Annotated in this window: 19 protein-coding genes; 12 read left to right on the top strand and 7 right to left on the bottom strand. The window is 69.9% G+C overall.

Going from position 1 to position 26,112, the window contains the following annotated elements:
- Positions 1 to 121 precede the first annotated feature (121 nt).
- The 10 genes from COA17_RS00680 (at position 122) to COA17_RS00635 (ending at position 15,233) form a co-directional block, all read left to right on the top strand.
- A complete protein-coding gene (locus tag COA17_RS00680) occupies positions 122 to 988 on the top strand; it encodes a TorF family putative porin (protein ID WP_096609519.1) in 867 nt (288 codons plus the stop codon).
- 110 nt (positions 989 to 1,098) lie between these two features.
- Positions 1,099 to 1,188, top strand: coding sequence for a K(+)-transporting ATPase subunit F (kdpF, locus tag COA17_RS00675; RefSeq protein WP_039095929.1), 90 nt, complete (start codon positions 1,099 to 1,101; stop codon positions 1,186 to 1,188).
- Positions 1,189 to 1,202: 14 nt separating this feature from the next.
- Positions 1,203 to 2,906: a potassium-transporting ATPase subunit KdpA gene (gene kdpA, locus COA17_RS00670; protein ID WP_096609517.1), complete on the top strand. Its 1,704-nt coding sequence runs from the start codon at positions 1,203 to 1,205 to the stop codon at positions 2,904 to 2,906.
- A gap of 12 nt (positions 2,907 to 2,918) precedes the next feature.
- Positions 2,919 to 4,952: a potassium-transporting ATPase subunit KdpB gene (gene kdpB, locus COA17_RS00665; RefSeq protein WP_096609515.1), complete on the top strand. Its 2,034-nt coding sequence runs from the start codon at positions 2,919 to 2,921 to the stop codon at positions 4,950 to 4,952.
- 11 nt (positions 4,953 to 4,963) lie between these two features.
- Positions 4,964 to 5,536: a potassium-transporting ATPase subunit KdpC gene (kdpC, locus tag COA17_RS00660; protein ID WP_096609513.1), complete on the top strand. Its 573-nt coding sequence runs from the start codon at positions 4,964 to 4,966 to the stop codon at positions 5,534 to 5,536.
- Positions 5,536 to 8,223 (top strand): sensor histidine kinase, encoded by a 2,688-nt coding sequence (locus COA17_RS00655; RefSeq protein ID WP_096609511.1) that lies wholly within the window; start codon positions 5,536 to 5,538, stop codon positions 8,221 to 8,223. The genes kdpC and COA17_RS00655 overlap by 1 nt, the downstream gene beginning before the upstream one ends.
- Positions 8,223 to 8,915 (top strand): response regulator transcription factor, encoded by a 693-nt coding sequence (locus tag COA17_RS00650; protein WP_096609509.1) that lies wholly within the window; start codon positions 8,223 to 8,225, stop codon positions 8,913 to 8,915. Before COA17_RS00655 ends, COA17_RS00650 begins: the two co-directional genes overlap by 1 nt.
- A 76-nt stretch (positions 8,916 to 8,991) precedes the next feature.
- Positions 8,992 to 11,211, top strand: a complete 2,220-nt coding sequence (locus COA17_RS00645) for an alpha-galactosidase (RefSeq protein ID WP_096609507.1) — start codon at positions 8,992 to 8,994, stop codon at positions 11,209 to 11,211.
- 128 nt (positions 11,212 to 11,339) lie between these two features.
- Positions 11,340 to 14,147, top strand: a complete 2,808-nt coding sequence (locus COA17_RS00640) for a TonB-dependent receptor (protein WP_096609505.1) — start codon at positions 11,340 to 11,342, stop codon at positions 14,145 to 14,147.
- A 69-nt stretch (positions 14,148 to 14,216) separates the two neighbouring features.
- Positions 14,217 to 15,233 carry an aldose epimerase family protein gene (locus tag COA17_RS00635; RefSeq protein WP_176484743.1) on the top strand — a complete coding sequence of 339 codons (1,017 nt, stop codon included), beginning with the start codon at positions 14,217 to 14,219 and terminating at the stop codon, positions 15,231 to 15,233.
- On the opposite strand, the gene COA17_RS00630 is transcribed toward COA17_RS00635, so the two are convergent.
- Genes COA17_RS00630 through COA17_RS00610 form a run of 5 tightly spaced genes read right to left on the bottom strand, consistent with a single transcriptional unit; the run spans position 15,230 to position 20,631 of the window.
- The gene (locus tag COA17_RS00630) at positions 15,230 to 15,940 is read right to left on the bottom strand and encodes an SDR family NAD(P)-dependent oxidoreductase (protein ID WP_066490704.1); all 711 of its coding nucleotides are present in this window, start codon (positions 15,938 to 15,940) and stop codon (positions 15,230 to 15,232) included. The two genes, COA17_RS00635 and COA17_RS00630, sit on opposite strands and share 4 nt — an antisense overlap.
- Entirely contained in the window at positions 15,934 to 17,091 is a 1,158-nt protein-coding gene (dgoD, locus tag COA17_RS00625; RefSeq protein WP_245857327.1) for a galactonate dehydratase, read from the bottom strand. Before dgoD ends, COA17_RS00630 begins: the two co-directional genes overlap by 7 nt.
- Positions 17,088 to 18,053, bottom strand: a complete 966-nt coding sequence (araH, locus tag COA17_RS00620) for an L-arabinose ABC transporter permease AraH (protein WP_245857325.1) — start codon at positions 18,051 to 18,053, stop codon at positions 17,088 to 17,090. The genes dgoD and araH overlap by 4 nt, the downstream gene beginning before the upstream one ends.
- 8 nt (positions 18,054 to 18,061) lie before the next feature.
- Positions 18,062 to 19,591: an L-arabinose ABC transporter ATP-binding protein AraG gene (araG, locus tag COA17_RS00615; protein ID WP_096609499.1), complete on the bottom strand. Its 1,530-nt coding sequence runs from the start codon at positions 19,589 to 19,591 to the stop codon at positions 18,062 to 18,064.
- Complete coding sequence (locus tag COA17_RS00610; RefSeq protein ID WP_245857323.1) at positions 19,588 to 20,631, bottom strand: type 1 periplasmic-binding domain-containing protein; 1,044 nt, start codon at positions 20,629 to 20,631, stop codon at positions 19,588 to 19,590. Before COA17_RS00610 ends, araG begins: the two co-directional genes overlap by 4 nt.
- An 85-nt stretch (positions 20,632 to 20,716) precedes the next feature.
- Here COA17_RS00610 and COA17_RS00605 point away from each other — a divergent pair, with 85 nt between their 5' ends.
- The gene (locus tag COA17_RS00605) at positions 20,717 to 21,463 is read left to right on the top strand and encodes a FadR/GntR family transcriptional regulator (protein WP_066491596.1); all 747 of its coding nucleotides are present in this window, start codon (positions 20,717 to 20,719) and stop codon (positions 21,461 to 21,463) included.
- Between the two features lie 22 nt (positions 21,464 to 21,485).
- Here the strand turns inward: COA17_RS00605 and COA17_RS00600 are convergent, their stop codons facing one another.
- Positions 21,486 to 23,696 carry a penicillin acylase family protein gene (locus COA17_RS00600; protein ID WP_096609495.1) on the bottom strand — a complete coding sequence of 737 codons (2,211 nt, stop codon included), beginning with the start codon at positions 23,694 to 23,696 and terminating at the stop codon, positions 21,486 to 21,488.
- A 95-nt stretch (positions 23,697 to 23,791) separates the two neighbouring features.
- Between COA17_RS00600 and COA17_RS00595 the strand changes: the two genes are divergently transcribed.
- Positions 23,792 to 25,159 carry a M24 family metallopeptidase gene (locus COA17_RS00595; protein WP_096609493.1) on the top strand — a complete coding sequence of 456 codons (1,368 nt, stop codon included), beginning with the start codon at positions 23,792 to 23,794 and terminating at the stop codon, positions 25,157 to 25,159.
- 12 nt (positions 25,160 to 25,171) lie between these two features.
- Here the strand turns inward: COA17_RS00595 and COA17_RS00590 are convergent, their stop codons facing one another.
- Positions 25,172 to 26,050: an SMP-30/gluconolactonase/LRE family protein gene (locus COA17_RS00590; protein WP_096609491.1), complete on the bottom strand. Its 879-nt coding sequence runs from the start codon at positions 26,048 to 26,050 to the stop codon at positions 25,172 to 25,174.
- Between the last annotated feature and the right edge of the window lie 62 nt (positions 26,051 to 26,112).

The raw sequence follows: 26,112 nt of genomic DNA, 5'->3' as shown, positions 1-26,112 counted from the left end.
CTATATGCGGCCTATATGCGATCGGCGGGAATCGCTCTCGAATTGCTACGCGACATGCGCCTAATCGCCCACCCCTGAAGGTGCCGCCACATGGCCGGCACCGCGCCGGAAGGGGTATGGTATGTCGTTTCGTCTCGCGGCCGCGCTCATCGCAGCGGTCGCCTGTCCCGCCACCGCCAGCGCGCAGGATGCGCCACCGGAGACCGCCGCGCCGGATCATCATGCCGTGACCGTCAGCGGCGCCGCGACGATCGCGTCGGACTATCGCTTCCGCGGCGTATCGCAGTCGGACCGCCACATGGCGGTACAGGGCGGAATCACCATCGCGCACGACAGCGGGCTGTACGTCGGCACCTGGGCATCGAACCTCGCCGGCTGGGGCACGTTCGGCGGCGCCAACATGGAACTGGACCTGATCGCCGGGTACAAGGCCCGGCTGGCCGACAATGCGACGCTCGACGTCGGGCTGACGTGGTACATGTATCCCGGTGGCGCGGCGAAGACCGATTTCGCCGAGCCTTATGCCAGGCTGACCGGCACCGCCGGCCCCGCCACGCTGACCGCGGGCGTCGCCTATGCGCCGAAACAGCAGGCGATCGGCAAATGGTACGACACCGGCGCCGCAGCCGCCGCGGGCGTGTACGACCATCCCGCCGCCAGCGACGACAATCTGTACCTGTGGGGCGACGCCGCGGTGGCGATCGCCGGTACGCCGGTCACTGTGAAGGCGCATATCGGGCACAGCCGTGGGCAGGACGGGCTGGGCCCCAATGCCACCGCCGTCGCGCCGACCGGCCGCTACTGGGACTGGTCGCTGGGCGCCGACGCCGCCCTCGCGCGGAACCTGACGGTGAACGTCAGCTATGTCGGCACCGACATTTCGGACCGCGACGCCGCCTATCTGCGGCCCAGCTTCAGCCGGGGCCAGGACGGCACCGGCAACATCGCCGGCGGCGCGGTGGTCGCGTCGCTGACCGCCGCTTTCTGACCCGAAAGGACCGTGATGCAGGACCTACTGTGGATCGCCGTGATGCTGGGGCTGGTGGCGCTGACGCTCGCCTTCGTCCGGCTGTGCGACAACGCCTGAGGAGACCCGCGATGACCCTCGACCTGTGGCTCGCCGCGATCACCGCGCTGGGGCTGCTCCTTTACCTGGTGGCGGTGCTGATCCGCCCCGAACGCTTCTAGAAGGGAGGCGGACCATGACGCTTCAGGGCTGGTTCCTGATCCTGGGCTTCACCGCGATCGTGTTGACGCTCGCCAAGCCGCTCGGCCTGTGGCTGTTCGCGCTGTACGAAGGGCGGCGCACCCCCGCCCACATCCTGCTCGCCCCGGTGGAGCGCGGCTTCTACCGGCTGGCGGGGATCGACCCGGCGCAGGAACAGGGCTGGCGCCGCTATGCGGTGCACATGCTGCTGTTCAACGCGGTGCTGATGGCCTTCACCTATGCCGTGCTGCGGTTGCAAGCGGTGCTGCCCGGCAACCCGCAAGGGCTGGCCGCGGTCGGCGAGCATCTGTCGTTCAACACCGCGATCAGCTTCACCACCAACACCAACTGGCAGAGCTATGGCGGTGAGGGCACGATGTCGAACCTCAGCCAGATGCTGGGGCTGACGATCCACAATTTCCTGTCGGCGGCGACCGGGATCGCGCTCGCCTTCGCGCTGTTCCGCGGCTTCGCGCGGCGCGAGGCGGCGACGGTCGGCAATTTCTGGGCCGACGTGACGCGCATCACCTTGTACCTCCTGCTGCCGCTCTGCACCGTGCTGACGATCGCCTATATCGCCTGCGGCGTGCCGCAGACGCTGGCCGGCGTCGTCGACGTGCAGACGCTGGAGGGCGCGCGCCAGTCGCTGCTGCTCGGTCCGGTCGCGTCGCAGGAAGCGATCAAGATGCTCGGCACCAACGGCGGCGGCTTCTTCAACGTCAATTCGGCGCACCCGTTCGAAAACCCCACGCCGCTCACCAACCTCATCCAGATGCTGTCGATCTTCGCGATCGGCGCGGGGCTGACCTGGACGTTCGGCAAGGCGGTGGGCAACACGCGCCAGGGCTGGGCGATCCTGTCGGCGATGATGATCCTGTTCCTGGCCGGCGTCACCGTCAGCTACTGGGCGGAAGCCGCGGGCAATCCGGCGCTCCACCAGCTCGGCGTCGCGGGCGGCAATATGGAGGGCAAGGAGGTGCGCTTCGGCATCGCCGCCTCCGCGCTGTTCTCGGTCGTCACCACCGCGGCGTCGTGCGGCGCGGTCAATGCGATGCACGACAGCTTCACCGCGCTCGGCGGGCTTGTGCCGCTGTTCAACATGCAGCTGGGCGAAATCGTCGTCGGCGGCGTGGGCGCGGGCATCTACGGCTTCCTGCTGTTCGCGATCCTGGCGGTGTTCGTCGCCGGGCTGATGGTCGGGCGCACCCCCGAATATGTCGGCAAGAAGATCGAGGCACGCGAGGTGAAGCTGGCGGTGCTGGCGATCGCGGTGCTGCCGCTGATGATCCTGGGGCTGACCGCGCTGTCGTCGGTGCTGCAACAGGGACTGGCCGGCCCGCTCAACAAGGGGCCGCACGGCTTCAGCGAGATCCTGTACGCCTTTACCAGCGCGGTCGCCAACAACGGCTCCGCCTTCGCCGGGCTGACCGCCAGCACCCCTTATTACGACGGCCTGCTGGGCGTCGCGATGTGGGTCGGGCGGTTCTTCGTCATCGTGCCGATGCTGGCGATCGCGGGCAGCCTCGCGGCGAAGAAATACACGCCCGAAGGTGCCGGGTCGTTCCCGACCACCGGCGGGCTGTGGGTCGGCCTGCTGATCGGGATCATCCTGATCCTGGGCGGCCTCACCTTCCTGCCGAGCCTCGCGCTCGGTCCCATCGCCGATCATCTCGCGATGATCCGCGGCCAGCTGTTCTGACCGGGGGCCACCATGGCACATTCCCAGACCAAGAGCCTGTTCACCGCCGACCTCGTCATGCCGGCGATCAAGGCATCGTTCGTGAAACTCAACCCGGCGGAGCTGGTGCGCAACCCGGTTATGTTCGTCACCGCCGCGGTGGCGGCGCTGATGACCGTCCTGCTGGTCGTCGGCCACGATCCGCTGGCCTTCGGCTTCAAGCTGCAACTGGCGGCGTGGCTGTGGCTGACCGTGCTGTTCGGCACCTTTGCCGAGGCGCTGGCGGAAGGGCGCGGCAAGGCGCAGGCCGCCTCGCTGCGCGCCACCAAGGCGGAACTGACCGCCAAGCGGCTGACGGGCGACGGCCGCGCCTTCGACACCGTGCCCGCCAGCCAGCTGAAGGTCGGCGACGTGGTGCTGGTCGAAACCGGCGACCTGATCCCGTCGGACGGCGACGTCGTGTCGGGCGTCGCCTCCGTCAACGAAGCGGCGATCACCGGCGAAAGCGCGCCGGTGATCCGCGAGGCGGGCGGCGACCGTTCCGCCGTCACCGCTGGCACGCGCGTCATCTCCGATGAAATCCGCGTCAAGGTGACGGTGGAGCCGGGTCACGGCTTCCTCGACCGCATGATCGCGCTGGTCGAGGGCGCCGAGCGACAGAAGACCCCGAACGAGATCGCGCTGACGCTGCTGCTGGTCGGGCTGACGATCATCTTCCTGATCGCGGTCGGCACCATCCCGGGCTTTGCCGCTTATGCCGGCGGCAGCATCCCGGTCGCGATCCTGGCGGCATTGCTCATCACGCTGATCCCCACCACGATCGCGGCGCTGCTGTCGGCGATCGGCATCGCGGGGATGGACCGGCTGGTGCGGTTCAACGTCCTGGCCAAGTCGGGGCGCGCGGTGGAGGCGGCGGGCGATATCGACGTGCTGTTGCTCGACAAGACCGGCACGATCACGGTCGGCGACCGGCAGGCGAGCGAGTTCCGCCCGGTCGGCGGCGCGAGCGAGGCGGAGCTGGCCGAGGCCGCGCTGCTCGCCAGCGTGGCGGACGAAACACCGGAGGGGCGCTCGATCGTCGTCCTGGCGCGCGAGCGGTTCCATCTCGATCGCGCGATGCCCGACGGGGCGGAGATCATCCCCTTCACCGCGCAGACCCGCGTGTCGGGGATCCGGTTCGGCGACACGCTGATCCAGAAGGGCGCGGTCGATTCGATCCTGCGCGCCAACGAAGGATCGGGGCTGACCGCGGCGGCGACCGAGCTGCGCCGCATCACCGACGAGATCGCCCGCGCCGGCGGCACGCCGCTGGCGGTGGCGCGCGACGGACGGCTGCTGGGCGCGATCTTCCTCAAGGACGTGGTGAAGGCCGGCATCCGCGAACGGTTCGGCGAATTGCGCACCATGGGCATCCGCACCGTGATGATCACCGGCGACAACCCGCTGACCGCCGCGGCGATCGCGGCCGAGGCGGGGGTCGACGATTTCCTGGCGCAGGCCACGCCCGAGGACAAGCTGGCGCTGATCCGCCGCGAACAGGGCGGCGGGCGGCTGGTGGCGATGTGCGGCGACGGCACCAACGACGCCCCCGCGCTGGCGCAGGCCGATGTCGGCGTCGCGATGAACACCGGCACCCAGGCCGCGCGCGAGGCGGGGAACATGGTCGATCTGGACAGCGACCCGACCAAGCTGATCGAGATCGTCGGACTGGGCAAGCAGCTGCTGATGACGCGCGGCGCGCTGACCACCTTCTCGGTCGCCAACGACGTCGCCAAATATTTCGCGATCATCCCGGCGATGTTCGTCGCGCTTTATCCGGGGCTGGGCGTCCTCAACGTCATGGGGCTGGCCTCGCCGCAATCGGCGATCCTCAGCGCGATCATCTTCAACGCGATCATCATCCCAATGCTGGTCCCGCTGGCGCTGCGCGGCGTCGCCTACTCCCCGATGGCGGCGGGGCCGCTGCTGGCGCGCAACCTCGCGATCTACGGCCTCGGCGGCCTCGTCGCACCGTTCATCGGCATCAAGCTCATCGACATGCTCGTCGGTGGCCTCGGCCTGGCGTAAGGAACATACAGATGGGCAAGGACATCACCTCCGCACTGCGACCCGCGATCGTCATGGCGCTGCTGTTCGCCGCGCTGCTCGGCCTGGGCTATCCACTGGCGATGACCGGCATCGGGCAGGCGTTGTTCCCGGTGCAGGCCAACGGCAGCCTGGTGCGCGACGGCGCGGGCCACGTGATCGGCTCGACCGTCGTCGGGCAGGCGTTCGTCAGCGATCGCTATTTCGATACCCGGCCGTCCGCGGCGGGCAAGGGCTATGACGGGCTCGCCTCGTCGGGGTCGAACCTCGGCCCCGCCGCGCGGCCGCTGACGGATCGCGTCGCCGCCGACGTCGCGCGCTACCGCGCGGCGGGGGTCGCGGGCGCGCTGCCCGCCGACCTGGTCACCGCCAGCGGATCGGGGCTCGACCCCGACCTGTCGCCCGCCGCCGCGCTGGCGCAGGCGCCGCGCGTCGCGCGGGTGCGCGGCCTGCCGCTGGACCGCGTGACCGCGCTGGTCGAACGGCAGACCAGCGCGCCGCTGCTGGGCGATCCCCATGTCAACGTGCTGGCGCTCAACCGCGCGCTGGACGCCATGGCGCGCTGATGCCCGCCCCCGCCAGCGGACGGCCCGATCCCGACGCCCTGCTGCGCACCACCGCGCAGGAGGGCACCGGCCGGCTCAAGATCTTCCTCGGCGCCGCCCCCGGCGTCGGCAAGACCTATGAGATGCTGTCCGAAGGCGCGGCGCGGCGGCGCGACGGGGTCGACGTCGTCATCGGCGTGGTCGAGACGCATGGCCGCGCCGAAACCGAGGCGCTGATCCGCGGGCATGAGGTGATCCCCCGCCGCGCCGTCTCCTATGAGGGGCGCACGCTCCATGACATGGATCTCGACGCGATCCTGGCGCGCGCGCCGCGGCTCGTGCTGGTCGACGAACTGGCGCACACCAATGCCCCCGGCGGCCGCCACGCCAAACGCTACCAGGATATCGAGGAGCTGCTGGCGGCGGGGATCGACGTCTATTCGACGGTCAACATCCAGCATGTCGAAAGCCTCAACGACGTCGTTGCCAGCTTCACCCGCGTGCGCGTGCGCGAAACCGTGCCCGACAGCATCCTGGAAGCCGCCGAGATCGAGGTGGTCGATATCCCCCCGGACGAGCTGATCGAGCGGCTGAAGGCGGGCAAGGTCTATCTGCCGCAGGAAGCGACCCGCGCGCTGGGGCATTTCTTCTCGCGCTCGAACCTGTCGGCGCTGCGCGAACTGGCGCTGCGCCGCGCCGCGCAGGCGGTCGATGCGCGGATGCTGGACGACGTGCGTGCGCTGGGGCTGGGCGGCACCTGGGCGGGCGGCGACCGGATCGTCGTGGCGATCAGCGAGCTGCCCGGCGCCGACGGGCTGATCCGCGCGGCCAAGCGGATCGCCGACGGGCTGCGCGGGCCGTGGACGACGCTGTTCGTCGAAACCCCGCGCGCCGCGCACTTCACCGATGCGCAGCATGCCAGCGTCGCCGCCGCGATGACGCTGGCGACGCAGCTGGGCGGCGCGGTCGCCACCGTGCCCGCGCCGACGGTGGTGGAGGGGATCCAGAGCTTCCTCGCCGACTCGCGTGCCACCCAGCTGGTGCTGGGCAAGTCGCACCGGTCGCGCTGGTTCGAACTGCGCCACGGCTCGGTGGTCGACCGGCTGATCCGCGACACTCCCGACGTCACCGTCCACGTGCTGCCGGTGCCGGCGGGCGCGGCCCCCGGCCAGCGCGGCGCGCGGCGTCCGGGCCATTGGGGCACCCCCGCCGGCTATGCCGTGACCAGCGCGATGGTCGCGGGCGTGACCGCGGCGGCCAGCGCGCTGTTCCACGTCCTCGATCTCGGCAATGTCGCGCTGCTGTATCTGTTGCCGGTCATGGCCGCGGCCAGCCTCTACGGGCTGCGCACCGGCCTGTACGCCGGCTTCGCGTCCAGCCTGGCGTACAATTTCTTCTTCCTGCCGCCGGTCGGCACGCTCAGCATCAACAATCCGGAGAACATCGTCTCGGTCTTCGTGCTGATGGGCATCGCGATCGCGACCAGCCAGCTGACCGCCCGGGTCCGCGCGCAGGCCGACCTCGCCGCCGCCAGCGCGCGCACCAACGCCACACTGGCCGGCTTCCTGCGCCAGATCGCGGGCGTCACCGACACCGATCGCGCGGCGCAGATGATCTGCGACGACGTGCGCCGCCTGCTGGGGGTGCAGGCGATTCTGCTCGGCCCCACCGCCGACACGCATCTGGGGATCATCGCCGCCAGCGATCCGGCCTACCGGCTCGACACGGTCGACGCCGCGGCGGCGGGCTGGACGCTCGACACCGGCCAGCCCGCCGGCAAGGGTTCGGGGACGCTCGCCGCCTCGGAATGGCTGTTCCAGCCGCTGAAGGCGGGCGAGCGCATCCTGGCGGTGCTCGGCGTCGCCAGCGACAGTGCCGGCGATCCGGTCCGCGCCGATCAGCTGCCGCTGCTCAGCAGCCTGATCGACCAGTCGGCGCTCGTCCTCGAACGGCTGCGGCTGCAGACGGAGATGCGCGACGTCGATGCGGTGCGCACCCGCGACCGGCTGCGCGCCGCGCTGCTCTCCTCGGTCAGCCACGACCTGCGCACCCCGCTCACCGCGGTCATCGCCGCGGCGGACCAGCTGCCCGGCGGCGCCACGCCCGAACTGATCGCGACGATCCGCGCCGAATCGGCGCGGCTCAACCGCTTCGTGTCCAACCTGCTCGACATGGCGCGGATCGAAGCCGGGGCGATCCGCCTCAACGTCGAGGCGACCGACCTCAGCGACGCGGTCACCGGCGCCGCGCACGACGCCCGCCGCGCGCTGGAGGGGCATGCCGTCCGGCTCGACGTCCCGCCCGACCTGCCGCTGGTGCGCGTCGATCCGCAGCTGCTGCACCATTGCCTGCTCAACCTGCTCGACAACGCCGGGCGCTACGGCGATCCGGGCAGCGAGATCGTGATCGAGGGGCGCAACCGCTTCGGCGAGGTGCGGCTGTCCGTGCTCGATCGCGGCCCCGGCCTCCCGCCGGGGCAGGAAGCCGCGGTGTTCGAAACCTTCACCCGCCTCGCCGGGTCCGACCGCGCCGTCGGCGGCACCGGGCTTGGCCTTGCCATCGTCAAGGCGTTCGCGGACGCCATGGGCATGACGGTGGAGGCCGCCAACCGCTCCGAAGATGACGCCGGGGGCGGGGGCGCCTGCTTCACCCTCGCCTTTCCCCCCGCGCTGATCGTGCGCGATCCCTCCACCGGAAACGCCGCCTGATGCCTGCCAGGATCCTTGTCGTCGATGACGAAGCCGCGATCCGCCGCCTGCTGCGCAACACGCTGCTGCGCGCAGGGCATGAGGTAGTCGAGGCCGGCACGGCCGGCGACGCGCTGCGGCTGGCGGCGGCCGAGCGCCCCGATGCGATCCTGCTCGACCTCGGCCTGCCCGACCGCGACGGCCTGGGCATCATCCCGCTGCTGCGCAAGCAGGGCGACGCGGTTATCCTGGTCGTTTCCGCGCGCGAGGCGGTGGAGGAAAAGGTCACCGCGCTCGATCTGGGGGCGGAGGATTACGTCACCAAGCCGTTCGATACCGAGGAGCTGCTCGCCCGCCTGCGCGTCGCGCTGCGCCATCGCGGCCCGGCGGCGGAGGCGGCGGCGGGCAAGGTCGTGGTGCGCGGCGATCTGGCGATCGATCTCGACCGGCGGATCGTGACGCGCGGCGGCACAGAGGTGCACCTGACGCGCAAGGAACATGACGTGCTGGCGTTGCTGACCCGCCACATCGGCCGGATCGTCACCCACGACCGGCTGCTGGCGTCGTGCTGGGGCGGGGACGAGGATGCGCGGATCGAATATCTGCGCATCGTCATCCGCAACCTGCGCCAGAAGCTGGAAGCCCCCGACCCGGTCGGCAGCGTGATCGCCAACGAACTGGGCGTCGGCTACCGCCTGCGCGGCGACGGGTGACCACGGCGACCCTTCCCATCCGCGAATATATATGATTTATCCTGCGGATCGTTGACAATGGCGTGACGGGGTCGAAATGCGGATCAATCGGTGGGTGACGGGGCTGGTCGCTGTAATGTGGCCGAGCATCGCCTGGGCGCAGGCGAGCTTCGATGCGACGAGGCAGATGTTCCGCCTCGACGGCGGTGAGGTGACCTATGCGTTCAAGGTGAATGCGGAAGGGATCCTGCAGTCGGTCTATTGGGGCCGCCGCCTGCCCGACCGCGCGCCCCTCGCCGCGCCCGAACTGTCGGGGCTGAGCGGATTCGACGTCGCCGCCAATGTCGTGCCGCAGGAATATGCCGGCCAGGGCGGCGGGCTGTATGCCGAGCCCGCGCTGAAGATCACCTGGCCGGACGGCAACCGCGACCTCGTCCTGCATTATCGCAGCCACCAGATCGACGGCGATACGATCCGCGTGACGCTGTCGGATCTCGACCGGCCGGTGTTCGTCACGCTGACCTACACGATCGATCGCGGCACCGGCGTGCTGGCGCGCTCGGCGCGGATCGAGAATCGCGGGGCCGACGATGTACGCATCGATCAGGCGGCGGGGGCCGGGCTGACGCTGCCGGTCGCCTATGACTATCAGCTGCATTATTCGACCGGGCGCTGGGCGGCGGAATGGACGCTCCAGCACCGCCCGCTGGTCGCCGGGTCGACCGTCCTCGAAAGCCGCCGCGGCTCGACCGGCAGCCAGAACAACCCGTGGTTCATGGTGTCGCGCGATGCCACCACCGAGGATCACGGCCCGGCCTGGATCGGCGCGCTGGCGTGGAGCGGATCGTGGCGGATGACCTTCGATCAGGACGTGACCGGGCGCATCCGCATCACCGGCGGGTACAATCCGTTCGACTTCGCCTATCGCCTGCGCCCCGGCGCGCAGCTCGATACGCCCGTCATGTACGTCGGCTATTCGGATGAGGGGAAGGGCGGCGCCAGCCGGCTGTTCCACCGGTTTCAGCGCGACCATATCCTGCCGCACGGCGACGGCGACCGGCCGGCGCTGCGCAAGGTGCTGTATAACAGCTGGGAAGCGACCTATTTTGACGTGAACGAGGCCGGGCAGATGGCGCTGGCCGAGCGCGCCGCGGCGTTGGGTGTCGAACGGTTCGTGATGGACGACGGCTGGTTCGGCGCGCGCAACAACGACAAGGCGGGGCTGGGCGACTGGACCGTCAACCCGGCCAAGTTCCCGCGCGGGCTGGGTCCGCTGATCCAGAAGGTCCGCTCGCTCGGCATGGACTTCGGCCTGTGGGTCGAACCGGAGATGATCAATCCCGACAGCGACCTGTTCCGCGCGCATCCCGACTGGGCGATGCAGTTCAAGGGCCGCCCGCGGACGGAGGGGCGCAACCAGCTGGTGCTGAACCTGGCGCGCACCGACGTGCGCGACCATGTGCTCAAGGTGCTGGACGACCTGCTCACGCAGAACGACATCGCGTTCCTGAAGTGGGACTATAACCGCAACTGGTCCGAACCCGGCTGGCCCGACGCGGACGTCGCGGAACAGCAGACGATCTACGTCGCCTATGTCCGCAATCTCTACTGGATCATCGATGAGCTGCGGCGCCGGCATCCGCGGGTGGAGATCGAAAGCTGTTCCGGCGGCGGCGGGCGGGTCGACCTGGGCATCATGGCGCGCACCGACCAGATGTGGCCGTCCGACAACACCGATCCCTATGACCGACTGTTGATCCAGGACGGCTATACGCAGGCCTATGCCCCCGCCACGATGATGGCATGGGTCACCGACAGCCCCAATTGGGTGAACCAGCGCCAGACGACGCTGCCGTTCCGTTTCCTGTCGGCGATGCAGGGCGGGCTGGGGATCGGCACCAACCTCAACAAATGGACCCCGGCGGAGGTGGAGACCGCGCGCTATTACGTCGCCGCGTACAAGCGCATCCGCGAGACGGTGCAGCGCGGATCGCTGTACCGGCTTAACCGCGAAAGCCGCGCCGATCCGCGCTGGACCAACCTGTACGTCGCCGCCGACCGGTCGCAGGCGGCGCTGTTCACGCTGGTGGGATCGACGCACAAGCTGGACGTGATGCCGACGATCAACCTCGCCGGGCTGGACGCGGAGGCGACCTACCGGATCGAGACGATGGAGGGCACCCCCCTGCCCGCCACCATCCCCGCCAGCGCGACCGGCGCCTATTGGATGAATCACGGCGTCGACGTGACGCTCCGCGGCGACTTCCAAGGCATGGGTTTCATCCTGTCGCGCACCAGCAGAGGCGAGCGACGGTGATATTATCATACGTTTATGTGGTGAAAATCACACAGACCGGCCCGTTTTACGGCTTCGCCGCGAACATTTTGTCTCGACAACGCCACTAAAGTCATATTTATTGTCTCCAACAAACAGGGGAGGCAGTTATGGCGCAGATTCGGAATCACACGCAACGGCTGGCGGCGGCGGCGCTGCTGTCGGGAACGGCACTGGCGCTGTGCGCCACGCCGGCCCTCGCCCAGAGCGAACCCGGCGCGGCCGGTCCCGCCGGTGCGCAGGTCGATACGGCCGGCCCCACCGCCGGCCTTGCGGCGGGCGACGACATCGTCGTCACCGGCATCCGCGCCAGCCTGGCCAGCGCGCTGGAACTGAAGCGCGACACCGTCGGCATCGTCGATGCGATCTCCGCCAAGGACATCGGCGAGTTCCCCGACGCCAACATCGCCGAATCGCTGCAGCGCATCACCGGCGTGTCGGTGGATCGCGTCAACGGCGAAGGGCGCGGCATCACCGTCCGCGGACTGGGACCGGAATTCAACACCGTGCTGCTCAACGGCCGGCTGCTGTCGACGGAAGGCGGCGGCCGCTCCTTCTCCTTCGACATCCTGTCGTCGGAACTCATCACCGGCGCGGAAGTCTACAAATCGTCCGAGGCGCGGCTTCAGGAAGGCGGCATCGGATCGACCGTGATCCTGCGTACCGCGCGCCCGACCGATCGCGCCGGCTTCCACATGGCGGGCAGCGTCGCCGGCCGCCACGACAATACCTCCGATCGCATCACCCCGGTCGTATCGGGCGTCATCAGCGCCTCGAACGAGGATCGCACCTTCGGCGTGCTGGCCAGCTTCATCTACGACAAGCGCATCTCGCGGCTGTCGAACGTGTCGACCGACGGCTGGATCACCAACCAGAATATCGACACCAACAACGATGGCGTGAAGGACACCCGCCCGGTCCAGGCGGACGGATCGCGCGCGCAGGGCGTCGCGCTGCCGCGGACGGTCAACTTCACCTCGACCCGTAACGATCGTGAGCGGATCGGCGGCACCTTCGCGGTCGACTATGTCGCATCGGACACGCTGAAATTCGCGTTCGACGCGCTCTATACCCAGCAGAAGACCGCCAGCGTCACGAACCAGCTGGGCTATTACACCGATCCCGACCGGATCACCTCGGCCACGTTCAACGACAACCGCACCGTGACCAGCTTCACGGTGCTGCCCGCGACCGCCACGGCGGGGCTGGCGTCGGACAATATCCTGGCCACCAACCCGCAGAACGCGCGCACCTATCAACTCGGCATCAATGCCGAGTGGAAACCCGCGGAGGCGCTGACCCTGGTCTTCGATGCGGCGCATTCCAATACCCGCAACGATTCCGACCAGCTGTTCTACGTCGTCGGCACGCGCCAGATCGGCGTGACGCCCACCTTCACGCTCGCCGGGCCGGACGGGCTGCCGTCGATCACCAACACGCTGGCCACCAACGACAAGTCGGCGCCGCGGCTGCACTGCTGCTCGGAACGCGGCGGGCGCAACCGCGATACCGTGAACCAGGCATCGGTCGACGCCACCTGGGACATCGGCACCGTCCTCGACAAGCTGCAGGGCGGCCTGCTGTTCACCAACCGCAAGAAGACCACGGTGGTGCGCGAATCGCCTGAGCCGCTGGGCTGTTTCTATTGCGGCTATCAGGCGCTGGCGCCCGGATCGCTGTTCACCGATTTCACCGCCAACGTGCAGGGCCGCAACCTGACCTGGCTGACCTATGACCGCGACGCGCTGGTCCGCTATTACGGGTCGGACGCGGCGGTGTCGCAGATTTCGGACGTCGACGCGCGCAACCGTTTCCTGGCGGTCTATCGCGGCAACAACAACAGCCTCGACCCGATCGATCGCGATCGCGGCTCGGGCACGGTGCGCGAAAACACCTTCTCCGGTTACCTGCAGGCCAGCTTCAAGGGCGATTTCGGCAGCAGCCGCTGGACCGCGATGGCCGGTGCGCGGCTGGTCCATACCGACGTCTATGCCACCGGCTATTCGGTGACCTTGCTCAACATCATCCAGAACCCCGCCGATCCCACCGCCGCAGTGCCGGTGTACAGCCCGACGGTGCCGGTCGATGCGCGCAACAAATATACCTACATCCTGCCCACGCTGAACTTCCGGCTCGACATCACCGATCAACTGACGGCGCGCCTCGCCGGGTCGCGCACGCTGACGCGGCCGACGCTCAGCCGGCTGGGGCTGTCGCAGGACTTCGTGTTCCGCCCGCCCGCCTCGAACACGGTCAGCGGCGGCAACCCGTTCCTGAAGCCGTTCCTGGCGTGGAACGCCGACGCCTCGCTCGACTATTATTTCAGCCGGACGAGCTACGCGAGCCTCGCGGGCTTCTACAAGAAGCTGGAGAATTTCATCATCTCCGGGCAGCAGCCGGAGGAATATTTCGGGCTGACCTTCCTCGCCAACCGTCCATACAACGCGCAGAAGGGCGACGTGTACGGGCTTGAGGCGGCGATCCAGACCACCTTCGACTTCCTGCCCGCGCCGCTCGACGGCTTCGGTGCCAGCGCCAACTATACGATGGTGAAAAGTTCGATCCGCTTCGACCCGTCGCTCAGCAACCAGTCGTTCAATGTCGAGGGGCTGTCCGACACCGCCAACGTGGTGCTGTTCTACGAAAAGGACGGGTTCCAGCTGCGCGGCGCGTACAACTGGCGCGCGCCGTTCCTGCGCCAGACGTTCGGCCCGCAAAGCCAGCCGGAGAACATCTTCGGCTACGACCAGATCGACCTGAGCGGATCGGCGCGGATCAACAGCAATGTCTCCGCCTTCTTCGAAGTGCTGAACCTCACCAACGCCAAGTTCCGCAGCTATTCGCGGTTCGAGGAACGGCTCATCACCGTGTCGGATCAGGGACGGCGTATCTCGCTGGGACTGCGCGCCAGCTTCTGACCCACGCGACCGGCCGTCGCGATGCCATGTGGTATCGCGGCGGCCGGCGCATGCTGGCACGATGCACGCATGACCGCCCCCCTTCCCCAGCAGCTGCCCGATGGCCGCGTCGCGCATGTCCTGGCGCTGTCGCACGGCGCGTTGCGGGTGCGGATCACCGATCTGGGCGCCACCATCCTGTCGCTGTCCGCCCCCGATCGGCATGGCGTCGTCGCCAATGTGCTGGTCGGCCCGGATACCCCCGCCGCGCATCCGGCCGGCGGCGGACCCGGCCCCTATGCCTATATGAACGCGACCTGCGGGCGCGTCGCCAATCGCGTCGCGGGCAGCACGATGCCACTGGACGGCGCCACGATCGCGCTCGCCGCGAACGAGGGGCGCCACCAGCTGCACGGCGGGCCGCACGGCTTCGACCGCGCGATCTGGCGGATCGACGGGGCCGACGCGCGGCAGGCCACGCTGTCGCACGTCAGCCCCGACGGCGATCAGGGCTATCCCGGCGCCTTGACCGCCACCGCGACCTTCACGCTGGAAGACGCCCGGACGCTGTCGATCCGCTACACCGCACGCACCACACGCGCGACGCACGTGAACCTGGTGTCGCACCTCTATTTCAACCTGTCGGGCATGGCGGGTGCGACGATCCACGATCATCGGCTGCGCATCGCCGCCGATGCCGTGCTACCGATCGATGCGGCGGGGATACCGCTCGGCACGCTCGCCCCGGTCCAGGGTACGCCGTTTGATTTCCGCACGCTGCGCCGCGTCGGCGACGGGCTGGACGGCGACGACCCAGCGATCGTCGCGCAGCACGGCTACAACCACAATTTCTGCCTGTCGCCGCCGCGCGACGCGCTGCTGGTCGATCCGTACAGCGGGCGGCGGATGTGGCTGTCGACCGACCAGCCGGGCATCCAGCTCTATACCGGCAACGCGCTATGCGACGGCTATCGCCCGCACGCGGCGCTGTGTTTGGAAACGCAAGGGTGGCCGGACGCGCTGCACCACGCGCATTTTCCCTCAACCCGCCTCGATCCGGGCGACCTGTATCGGTCCGAAACGCTGCTGCGCTTCGATACCGCTTAGAGCGCGCCCATCCGCCCGCCGTCCGCGACAATATCCTCGCCGGTGACGAACCGCGCCGCGTCGGAGGCAAGGAAGCGCACCACCGCCGCGATATCGTCCGGCTGGCCGATGTCGGCGGGATCGATCTTCTCCTTGCCCGACCGGATGTTCGGGCTGTCGCGCAGCATCGCGGTGTCGATCGCGCCCGGCAGCACCGCGTTGCAGCGGATGCCGCGTTCGCGTCCCTCGATCGCGGTCGTGCGCGTCAGGCTGACCAGCGCGGCCTTGGACGCGGCATAGGACGCGACGTCGGGCGAGGTGCGTCGCGCATGGACCGACGCGATATGGATGATCGACGCACCCGCGCGCAGCACCGGCCATGCCGCCGCGGTCAGCAGCGCGGGCGCCACCAGATTGACCGCCAGCACCCGTTGCCAGTCGGCCGCGTCATGCGCCGCGATCGGCTTGAAGATCATCACCCCCGCGACATTGACCAGCACGTCGAGCCGACCGAACCGCGCCACCGTCGCGGCGACCAGCTGCGCCGGCGCGGCCGGATCGGCGAGGTCGGCGGCCAAGCTGTCGGGATCGTCCGCAATCGCGACATGGTCCGCGGCCACCACCGTCAGCCCGTCGGCGCGCAGGCCGCGCACCACCGCGCCGCCGATCCCGCCCGCGGCGCCAGTGACCAGCGCGACGCGCGCGCCCTCCGTCGCCCCGCTCACCATTCGCGCAGCGACCCGTCGCGCCCGCGCCACACCGGGTTGCGCCAGCGGTGCGAGTCCTTCGCGGCCTCGCGCACGCGCGCTTCGTCGATCGTCACGCCCAGCCCCGCCCCCTCCAGCACCGCGACCGTACCCCCCTCCACCGCCAGCACCGCCGGGTTGGTCAGATAGGTCAGCAGGTCCGCATCGGCGCTGTTGTAGTGGATGCCCAGCGACATTTCCTGGATCACGAAATTGGGGGTCGCCGCCGCCACCTGAAGACAGGCGGCCAGCGCCAGTGGCCCCAGCGGACAATGCGGCGCGAGCGCGACGTCATACGCCTCCGCCATCGCCGCGATCCGCCGCCCTTCCGAAATGCCGCCCGCGTGGCTCAGGTCCGGCTGCGCGATGTCGATCGCGCCGCGTTCGAAGAACGGCTTGAAATCCCAGCGCGAATACAATCGTTCGCCCAGCGCGACCGGCACCGTCGTCTGCGCGGCCAGTTGCGCGATCGCCTCGGGATGTTCGCTCAGCACCGGTTCCTCGATGAACATCGGGCCGAGCGGTTCCAGCGCGCGGACGATCTGGCGCGCCATCGGCTTGTGGACGCGGCCGTGCAGGTCGACGCCCACGTCCATGCCGGTGTCCCTCACCAGCCCCAGCCGCTCCACCGCATCGGCGACCGCGGCGGGGCCGGCGAACCAGTCCAGGTCCTCGGTCCCGTTCATCTTGACCGCGTCGAACCCCTGTTCGCGCCGCGCGCGCGCCGCCGCCGCCACGTCGGACGGACGGTCGCCGCCGATCCAGGCATAGACGCGGATACGGTCGCGCACCCGCCCGCCCAGCAGGTCCGACACCGGCACGCCCAGCGCCCGTCCGCGCAGGTCCCACAGCGCCTGGTCGACGCCCGAGATCGCCGACATCAACACCGGCCCGCCGCGATAGAAGCCCATCCGGTACAGCGTCTGCCACGCATCCTCGATCCGGTGCGCATCGGTGCCGATCAACCGATCGCGCACCGCCTCGAGCGCGCCGGCGACCGCCTCGGCATGGCCCTCCAGGCTGGCCTCGCCCCAGCCGACCGCGCCGTCGGCGGTTTCGACGCGGACGAACAGCCAGCGCGGAGGGACCAGAAAATGCTCGATCTTCGCGATCGGCGACATGGGCCGGGTCATCGACGTCTACGCTCCCTCTGGCGGGCGATGCGCAGCGCCGGCAGCCGCCCGGTCTGGCGCAGCCGGTCCGCGACCACCGCCAGCAACAGGATGCCGCCGCGCACCACATATTGATAGAAAGTCGGTACGTTCATCAGGTTGAGCGCATTTTGCGCCGCGCCCATGATGAACACGCCGACGACCACGCCGGCCACCGTCGCGACGCCCCCCGACAGCGACACGCCGCCCAGCACGCAGGCGGAAATCACCGCCAGTTCCAGCCCGATGCTGGTGTTCGGCTGCCCGCTGGTGATCCGCGCCGCCAGCACGATGCCCGCGACCGCCGCGACCAGCCCCTGCAGCGCGAACACGGTGATCCGCACCCGCGTGATCGGGATGCCCGCCAGCCGCGCGGCCTCCGGATTGCCGCCGATCGCCAGGATGTTGCGCCCGAACACGGTGCGGTTCAGCAGCACGCCGAACAGCGCGAAACTGGCCGCCATGGTCCAGATCGGCCAGCCGATACCCAGCATCCCCCCCGATCCCAGCGCATAGAAACGCTGCGCGGGGATGGCGACGCTTTCGCCGCCCGACGTCAGGAACGCCAGCCCGCGCACCATCTCCATCGTCGCCAGCGTGACGATCAGCGAATTGACCTGCAATCCGGCCACCAGCACGCCGTTGAACAGCCCGACCGCCGCGCCGCCCGCCAGCGCGGCGACGACACCCAGCGCGACGCTGCCGGTCGCGTTCATCGTCACGGCCGCCAGCACGCCGGCAAAGGCGACGGTGGAGCCGACCGACAGGTCGACCTCGCGCATCGCCAGCACCAGCATCATCGTCGCCGCGATCGTGCCGACCAGCGTCACCGACAGCAGCAGCCCCTGCGCGTTGCGCAGACTCAGGAAATCGGGAACCAGCCAGCCGAGCAAGGCGACCAGCACAATCAGCGCCAGCAGCGGCCCGGCACGGGAAAGAAGCAAGGATGGCGTCATGCGGGGATCACGTCCCTGTCTGAAGGGTAGGAAGTGGAGGCGGCCTGCGGCAGCGCCAGCCGCATCAGCACGTCGGCGCTCGCCTCGGCACGCGGAACGATGCCGGCCACGGATCCTTCGCGCATCACCACGATCCGGTCGGCGACGCCCAGCACCTCGGCCATGTCGGACGAGGCGAACAGCACCGCGCCGCCCGCCTCGGCGAAACCGTACATCCGCTCGTAGATCTCGCTGCGCGCGCCCACGTCGATGCCGCGCGTCGGCTCGTCCAGCATCAGGATGCGCGCCTGCGCCATCAGCCAGCGCCCAATCACCGCCTTCTGCTGGTTGCCGCCGGACAGGGTCGCGATCGGCGTTGCCGGGCTGGCGGTCTTGACGCGCATCGTCTCGATGATATCGCGCGCGCCGCTCGCCTCGGCATGCGGGCGCAGCCACGGCGAGGCGCCGCGCCGGTTGCGCCAGCCGATCGCGATATTTTCCTGCACCGCGGCCAGCGGGATGATCCCGGCATCCTTGCGGTCTTCGGGGCACAACCCCAGTCCCGCGGCGATCGCGGCGCGCGGATCGCCCGACACCAGCCGCTCGCCCCGGCACATCACCTCACCGCCGGTGCGCGGCACGGCGCCGTACAGCAGCCGGAACAGCTCCGACCGCCCCGCACCGACCAGCCCGAAGAAGCCCAGTATCTCGCCATTCGCGACTGCGAACGACACCGGCTGGCGCAGCCCCGCGCCGGTCACGCTTTCGGCCCGCAGCGCGACCGCGCCCGTTGCCCGCGCGCGATAGCCGTAGATGTCGGCGATCGACCGTCCCGCCATCGCGGTGACGATCCGGTCGGCGTCCGCCGGGCCGACCGGCGCGATATCGGTGACGTGCCGCCCGTCGCGCAGCACCGTTGCGCTGTCCGCCAGCGCATAGATCTCCTCCATGCGGTGGCTGACGTACAGGATCGCGGCACCGTCGCGGCGCAGTTCGTCGATGATCGCCAGCAGCCGGTCGGTCTCGCGCGCGCTCAGCGAACTGGTCGGCTCGTCGAAGGCGATGATCCGCGCCTCGCGCAGCAGCGCGCGGCCGATCTCGACCATCTGCCGCTGGCCGATCGACAGCGCGCGCACCGGCGTCGCCGGGTCGATCGCCTCGCCCAGCCGCGCCAGCACCGCACGCGCCCGCTCATGCAGTTCGGCATGGCGGACCCACCCGCCGCGCGCCGGCAACGCGCCCAACAGCAGGTTCTCCGCCACCGTCAGATCGGGCACCAGCTGCAATTCCTGGTGGATGATCGCCACGCCCGCGTCCTGCGCCGCGCGCGGCCGGTCAAACCGGCACGCGACGCCGTCGATCGCCAGCGTGCCGCAATCGGGCTGGTACTGGCCCGACAGGATCTTCAGCAGCGTCGATTTCCCCGCGCCATTCTCGCCGACCAGCGCGCGCACCTCGCCCGCCGCGACGGTGAAGCTGACGTCGTCCAGCGCGACGACACCGGGAAAGCTCTTGCCGACATGGTCGAAGGCCAGCCGCACGGTCATGCCGCCGCCTCACGGGCCAGCGTGGCGCGCATCGTCGCGCGGGTCATCAGCGTGCCGCTGGTCAGCGTCAGCGGCGCAGGCGCGCGCGCGTCGCGGATCCACGCAAACATCGCCGCCGCGGTGTCGTACCCGTGGCGCTGCGCGCTCAGCAGCACGGTCGCGAAGAAGCCGGTCGGCACCGGCTTGGACAATTCGGCGATCGCCGCCTCCGATCCGCCGATGCCGATGCCGATCACCGCCGCCGGCGCGATGCGCAGCCCCTCCGCCGCGCGCACGCCCCCCACCACCGTCTCGTCATTCAGGCCCAGGACGATCCAGCGATCGATATCGGCATGCGCGGTCAAGATCGGGGCCGCCGCGGTGAACGCGCCTTCGGTATCGGTGGTCCGCTGCGGCGCGTCGAACACGCGCGCGAAACCGCGCGTGCGTAGCGCCGTCACCGCCCCGCCGGTGCGCTCACGCCCGGTGTCCAGGCTGTCATAGGCGATCCGCAGGATCCCGGTCCGCTCCCCCGACCAGCCGCGCCGCACCGCCTCGTCCGCGGCGGCATTGCCCGCGACCCGCCCGATCGCATCGGCGGAGATGCCGACATGCGGAATGGCGGCGATCGGCGCGCCGTCCGGGCCGATCAGCCGGTCGTCCACCGACATCACCTTCATCCCGCTATGCGCCGCAAACCCTGCGATCGCCGGGCCGAGCCGCGGATCGGGGGTACAGATCACGAATCCGCCGGCATAGCGCGCGTACAGGGTCCACAGCGCCGACAGCACGCGGTCGCCATCCTCCGCACCGATCGCGATCAGCGAAAAGCCCAGGTCGCGCGCCGCGGCGCGGGCAAAGCGCCATTCGTCCTGGAACCATTGTTCCTGCGGCATCTTCACGACGAAGCCGATGCGCACGCCGCGTGGCTGCGTGACGCGCGGCGTGCAACCGCCCAGCGCCGCGATGCCGGCGACCGACGACAGACCGCCGAGCAGGGTTCTGCGCCCGGTCACCCCCTCCGCCATGTCGCCCTCCCCATAACCACTTGGCCCCTGCATAATATCATACTTATTACAGGGGAAGCGCAAATTTGCGTCGGATCGACGATTGGCCTTCGCGCCACAGGTCGGATATGTAGCGACAATGACGATCCCGACTGCGGCCACCATCGGCCACGCCCCCTCCGACGGCCGCAACCTGACGGCGACGATCGTCAACGACTTGGGCCATGCGATCGTCACGCAAAGCTATCGCGCGGGGGCGCCGTTCCCGACCGAGGCGGAGTTGTGCGAACGCTTCAACGCCAGCCGCCCGGTCCTGCGCGAAGCGGTGAAGATGCTGACCGCCAAGGGGCTGCTGGTCGGGCGCAAGCGCGCGGGCACGATCGTCCAGCCGGAGGAGCGGTGGAACCTGCTCGACCCCGACGTCCTGCGCTGGATGCTGCAACGCGATTTCTCGATCGACCTGCTGATCGACTTCACCGACATCCGCCTGGCGATCGAACCGCGCGCCGCGACGCTGGCGTCCCATTCCGCCACCGGGCAGCAGCGCGCGCGCATCCTGGCGGCGATCGACCGGATGATCGCCGCCGATCGCGGCGAGGAAGATGCGCTGGAGGCCGATATCGCCTTTCACATTGCGGTGCTGGAGGCGAGCAACAACCGCTTCCTGCGCCAGTTCACCGACCTGACCGAGACGACGCTGCGCTTCTCGATCCGCCGCACCAACCAGTACAAGGGCGTGCCCCGCGCCAGTTCGCGCGATCACAAGCGCGTCGCCGACGCGATCGTGGAGGGCAAGGCGACGCTGGCGGGGGAGCGGATGTACGAACTGATCCACGACGCGCTGGCGCTGCTGCTGGTCGCCGGCAACCACCCGCTACGCCCCTGACGGCGCGGCGGCTCCGCGCGCTTCATCCCCCGCACGCGCCGGCCGCGGTCGCGACACGCCGTGGCGCCTCGGCGGGGCGCGGTTCGCCGGGGTGGTAGGCGATGCCCTTCACCCCATCCAGCGGCACCGGGCGCAACGTGCCGCTGGCATAGCGGTCGGCCTGGTCGTCGAAATGCGGGGAGGCCGGGTCGCCGCTCTGCCCGCCCGCCGATACCGTCCACGCGCGCGGGCCGTCGGGCGCGAATTCCACCAGCGCGACGAAGCTGTTGCCGCTGGTGCCGTAGAAGCACCGCTGCCCCGGCTGGCGCTCGACCGAGAAGGCCGCCAGCGATCCGAAATTGCCGGTCGTGAACGGCACCGGCACACTGGGGCGCCGGTCGTCGAAATGCGGGCGGATCGCACCGTCCAGCCGCTGGAACCGGTTGATCCTGCCCCAGGCGATACGCCACCCGCCATGCTCGGCGGTCATCGCCGCGACCGCATCGTCCAGCGCGGCCAGCCGGTCGGCATCGACGGTGGCATTGGCCAGCCAGTCGAAGATCGTGCGGTGCGCGGCCTGCGCCTTCGGCCCCTCGCTCCGCCACAGCGCCTCGCCCCAATAGGCCGCCAGCGACATCGGCTGCGATTCCAGGCTCCAGCGCCGGTCCCAGCCGGAGAGCATCGCGACCGGCGCCGCCAGCCGCGCGCGCAGCGGCGCGCCCGCCGGCAGCGCGTCCCACGCGCGCCGCACCGCCGGGATCTGCTGCTCGAAGAACGGCAGGAACGGATCGAACGCCAGGTCGCGCAGCGCCATCGCGGTGAATTTCCGTGATCCGTTCAACAGCGCGGTGGCGTGGATGCCGCGCGGATTCTCGCCGAACTGGTCCATATAGGCGGGGAAGGCGGCGGCGCGCGGGCTGTCCACGCCGGCCGCGCCCCATGGCGCATTGTTGGTGTTCATCACCCACCCGCTGGCGGGGCGCACCGCCTGCGGCAGTTCGCTCAGCCGGTGCAATCCGCGCCACGCGGTCGCCGGATCGCTGCCGTCGACCGGGCGGGTATAGTCGAACCGCGCGTCGCGCACCGGCACGAATTGCGGGTGCAGATACGCGATCGTGCCGTCGGCGGCGGCCAGGATGGTGTTGTTCGACGAATTGGCCTTGCGATCCGACGCGTGCAGATAGGCATCGAGCGTCGTCGCCTTGGTCCTCAGCCAGCTCTGCTCCAGCGCGGCCTGCGGCGCATTCAGCATCGCCACCGCGATCCAGCGGCCGTTCTCCGCGCGGATCACCGGGCCGTGCCGCGTCACCAGCGTCGTGAACGATCGCGGCGCCAGTGTGCCGTCGGGGCGGCGCACCTGCAGCGTCACCGTCCGCTCGACGAACGGGCGCCATTGCGCCCCGTCGCGCCAGCGCAGCGCGCCCCCGCGCCGCGCCACCTCGACCGCGAATTCGTCGATATTGTCGACCCCGCTGGACGTGTGCATCCATCCCAGCCGGCGGTTGAACCCCTGGTAGATGAAATATTGCCCCCAGGTGGCGGCGCCATAGACGTCCAGCCCCTCGTCGCTGCGCACCTGCTGTTCCGACCGGAAGAAGAACGAGGTGTGCGGGTTGATCCACAACAGCGGGTGGCCGCTGGCGCTGCGCTGCGGCCCGATCGCGATGCCGTTCGATCCCTTGGGTTCGACCATCCGCCCCGCGTCCGTCGCGGCCGCGACCTGCGCCGCCGCGCCGCCGTGCCCGTAAAAGGCCGCGAGCGGGTCCAGCGCGACCCCGCGCTCGATATCGCCGCCGATGCTCCCTTCGGAAAAGGCGAGCGCCATCCACGGCTCGAACCGGGTCAGCCGCTGCGGGCGGACGGCGGGGTGCGTTGCCAGATAATGGTTCAGCCCTGCCGCCCAGGCCTGCATCAGCCGCCGCGACCATTCGGGGCTGCGCCGGTACGCCGCCTGCAACGCCGCCGGGTCGACGAACAGCCGCTGGCGCAGGTCCGCCCACACCGCGGCATCGCCCTCCACCTCCGCCAGCCGGCCCAGCGCGACCAGATAATTGCGCTCGATCCGCGGGAAATCGTCCTCCGCCTGGGCGTAGATCATGCCGAACACCGCATCGGCATCGCTGCGCCCGTGGACATGCGCGATGCCGGCATCGTCGCGCACGATCGTCACCGCACCGGCGTGAGGTACGGTCGCCGGCCGTGCGTCCGCCGCGCCGGTGGCACAGATCATCGCCGCCCCGAACCACCACCGCATCACGTTTCCCCTTTTGGCCTTGCAATTAAGTCATATATAATATCATGCAGCGGTCAATCTTCCCGACGACGCCATCCAGTGAGAAGGGGCCATCGATGACTTTCCGCCTGACACCGGTCGCCATACCCGATTTCGGCACGATCGACGAACCGCCCGCGCTGCCGCCGGCGCGCTATGCCGCGCGCTGCGATGCGGCGCTGACGGCGGCGGGCACCGACTGGCTGGTCGTCTATGCCGACCGCGAGCATATGGCGAACGTCATGTTCCTGTCGGGGTTCGAGCCGCGGTTCGAGGAAGCGCTGCTGCTGCTTGGCCCCGGCGGGCGGCGGATCGTCGTCACCGGCAACGAATGCGTCCCCTACGCGGAGCGCGCGCCGCTGCCGGGGCTGACGGTGCGGCTGGCGCAGACGATGAGCCTGCTGGGCCAGGACCGCACCGTCGCCCCGCGGCTGACCGATGTGCTGCGCGACGCGGGGCTGGCACCCGGCACGCGCACCGGGATCGTCGGCTGGAAGTATCTGGCGGCGGAGGAGTGGGATGAGGGCCTGCCCGCGCCGTCGTTCCTGCCCGCCGCCTATCACGCCGCGATCGCGCGCGTCGTCGGCGCCGATGCGGTGGAGGATTGCACCGCGGTGCTGCTCCATCCCGAAACCGGTCACCGCTCGATCATCGATGCCGATCAGATCGCGGTGTTCGAGGCCGCGGCCGCGCGCGGTTCCGCGATGGTGTGGTCGGTCCTGTCGCAACTGCGACCCGGCGACCGCGAGCGCGACGGCGCGGCGCGGATGGGCTATCACGGCGATCCGTTCAACGTGCACATGATGCTGGCGTCGGGCGGCCCCGCCGATGGCGGGGTGATCGGGCTGGCCAGCCCCGGCGCGCGCGTCCTGCAAAAGGGCGACGGCGTGTCGACCGCGGTCGGCCTGTGGGGCGGGCTGACCGCGCGTGCGGGGCTGCTGGACGACGGCGACGACGCCTTCGTCGCCACCGCCGCAGGCTATTTCGCGGGGCTGGTGGAATGGTATCGCATCGCGCGTGTGGGGACGCCGGGCGGCGAGCTGCACGAGGCGGTCACCGATACGCTGGCGCGCGGCGGGCTGCGCTCGCTGCTCAATCCCGGCCATCTGACCGGCCATGAGGAATGGTCGCATACCCCCGTCCGCCCCGGCTCGACCGAGCGGCTGCGGTCGGGGATGCATGTGCAGGTCGACGTCATCCCCACGCCGATGCGCGACGGCTGGGCGCTCAATTGCGAGGACAGCATCGTCCTGGCCGATGCCGCGCTGCGCGCCGAACTCGCCGATCGCCACCCGGCGGTGATGGCGCGCATCGACGCGCGCCGCCGCTTCATGACCGGCACGCTCGGCGTCGCGGTGGACGACAGCGTGCTGCCGCTGTCGTCGGTGCCGCTATGCCTGGCGCCGCTGTGGCTGAAAGCGGATCACCTGTTCGTGCAGGAATGATCCGCCACCCGATCAGCGCCGCAGCCGCGCCAGCGGCAGCGGCCGCCCCGGCACGTCGACGCGGAACGCGAACACCGCCCCCGCCGCCGGCTCCACGGCCAGTGCCGCCGCGTCCAGCCCCAGCCGCGCGGTGGTGGCGAAGGCGGTGCGCAGGTCCGCGCCACCGAACGCGATCTTCGTGACCTGCGCCGCCGGCAACCGCACCTCGCGCAGCAACCGGCCCGCCGGATCGTAGCAGCGCGCGCACCACCCGCCCCACAGCCCCAGCCAGATATTGCCGGCCGCATCGGTGCTGACCCCATCGGGGGTGCCGTCGGCCGGGTCGATCGTCACCAGCACACGCGCCGTACCGGTCGTCCCGTCACCCGACACCGGCACCGCGTGGATTGCGCCGCCCAAGGTATCGACATGATAAAGCGTCGCACCGTCCGGAGACACCGCCGGTCCGTTGGTGATCGTCACCGGCGCGATTCCCGTGACGGTCGCGTGCGCACCGTCCCAGCGATGCACCTGCCCGGTCGCCTCGCGCGCGGCATCGTCCATCGACCCGAACCACACGACCCCGTCCGGCCCGACCGTCGCATCGTTCAGCCGGTTGCCCGGGCGATCCGGCTCCACCGCGCACAGATGGCGGAAGGCACCGGTCGCGGGATCGAAATGCGCCAGCCCCGTCTGCAATCCCGCCAGGAAGCCGCCGCCCTCGGCGGGCAGCACCCAGCCGATCTGAGTCGGGGCGGGCCACGACCGGTGCGTGCCGTCGGCGGGATCGACGCGATGGACCGCCGGCCGCTTGATATCCACGAACCACAGCGCCGCGTCGCGGGCGTCCCACACCGGCCCCTCGCCCAGTTCCGCCGCGCCGTCCCACACGGTCTGCGCCCGATCCGCCATCCTCATCCTCTCTTGTCCTGCACCCTGCGTTGACGATACAGCGGCACAGGATAATGTCATAT

Origin of the sequence: Sphingomonas ginsenosidimutans (assembly GCF_002374835.1) — a bacterium.
In the GTDB taxonomy this organism is placed as follows: domain Bacteria; phylum Pseudomonadota; class Alphaproteobacteria; order Sphingomonadales; family Sphingomonadaceae; genus Sphingomonas; species Sphingomonas ginsenosidimutans.
The sequence above is the reverse complement of the archived record's forward strand: the minus strand, read 5'-3'. Positions and strand labels throughout refer to the sequence as shown.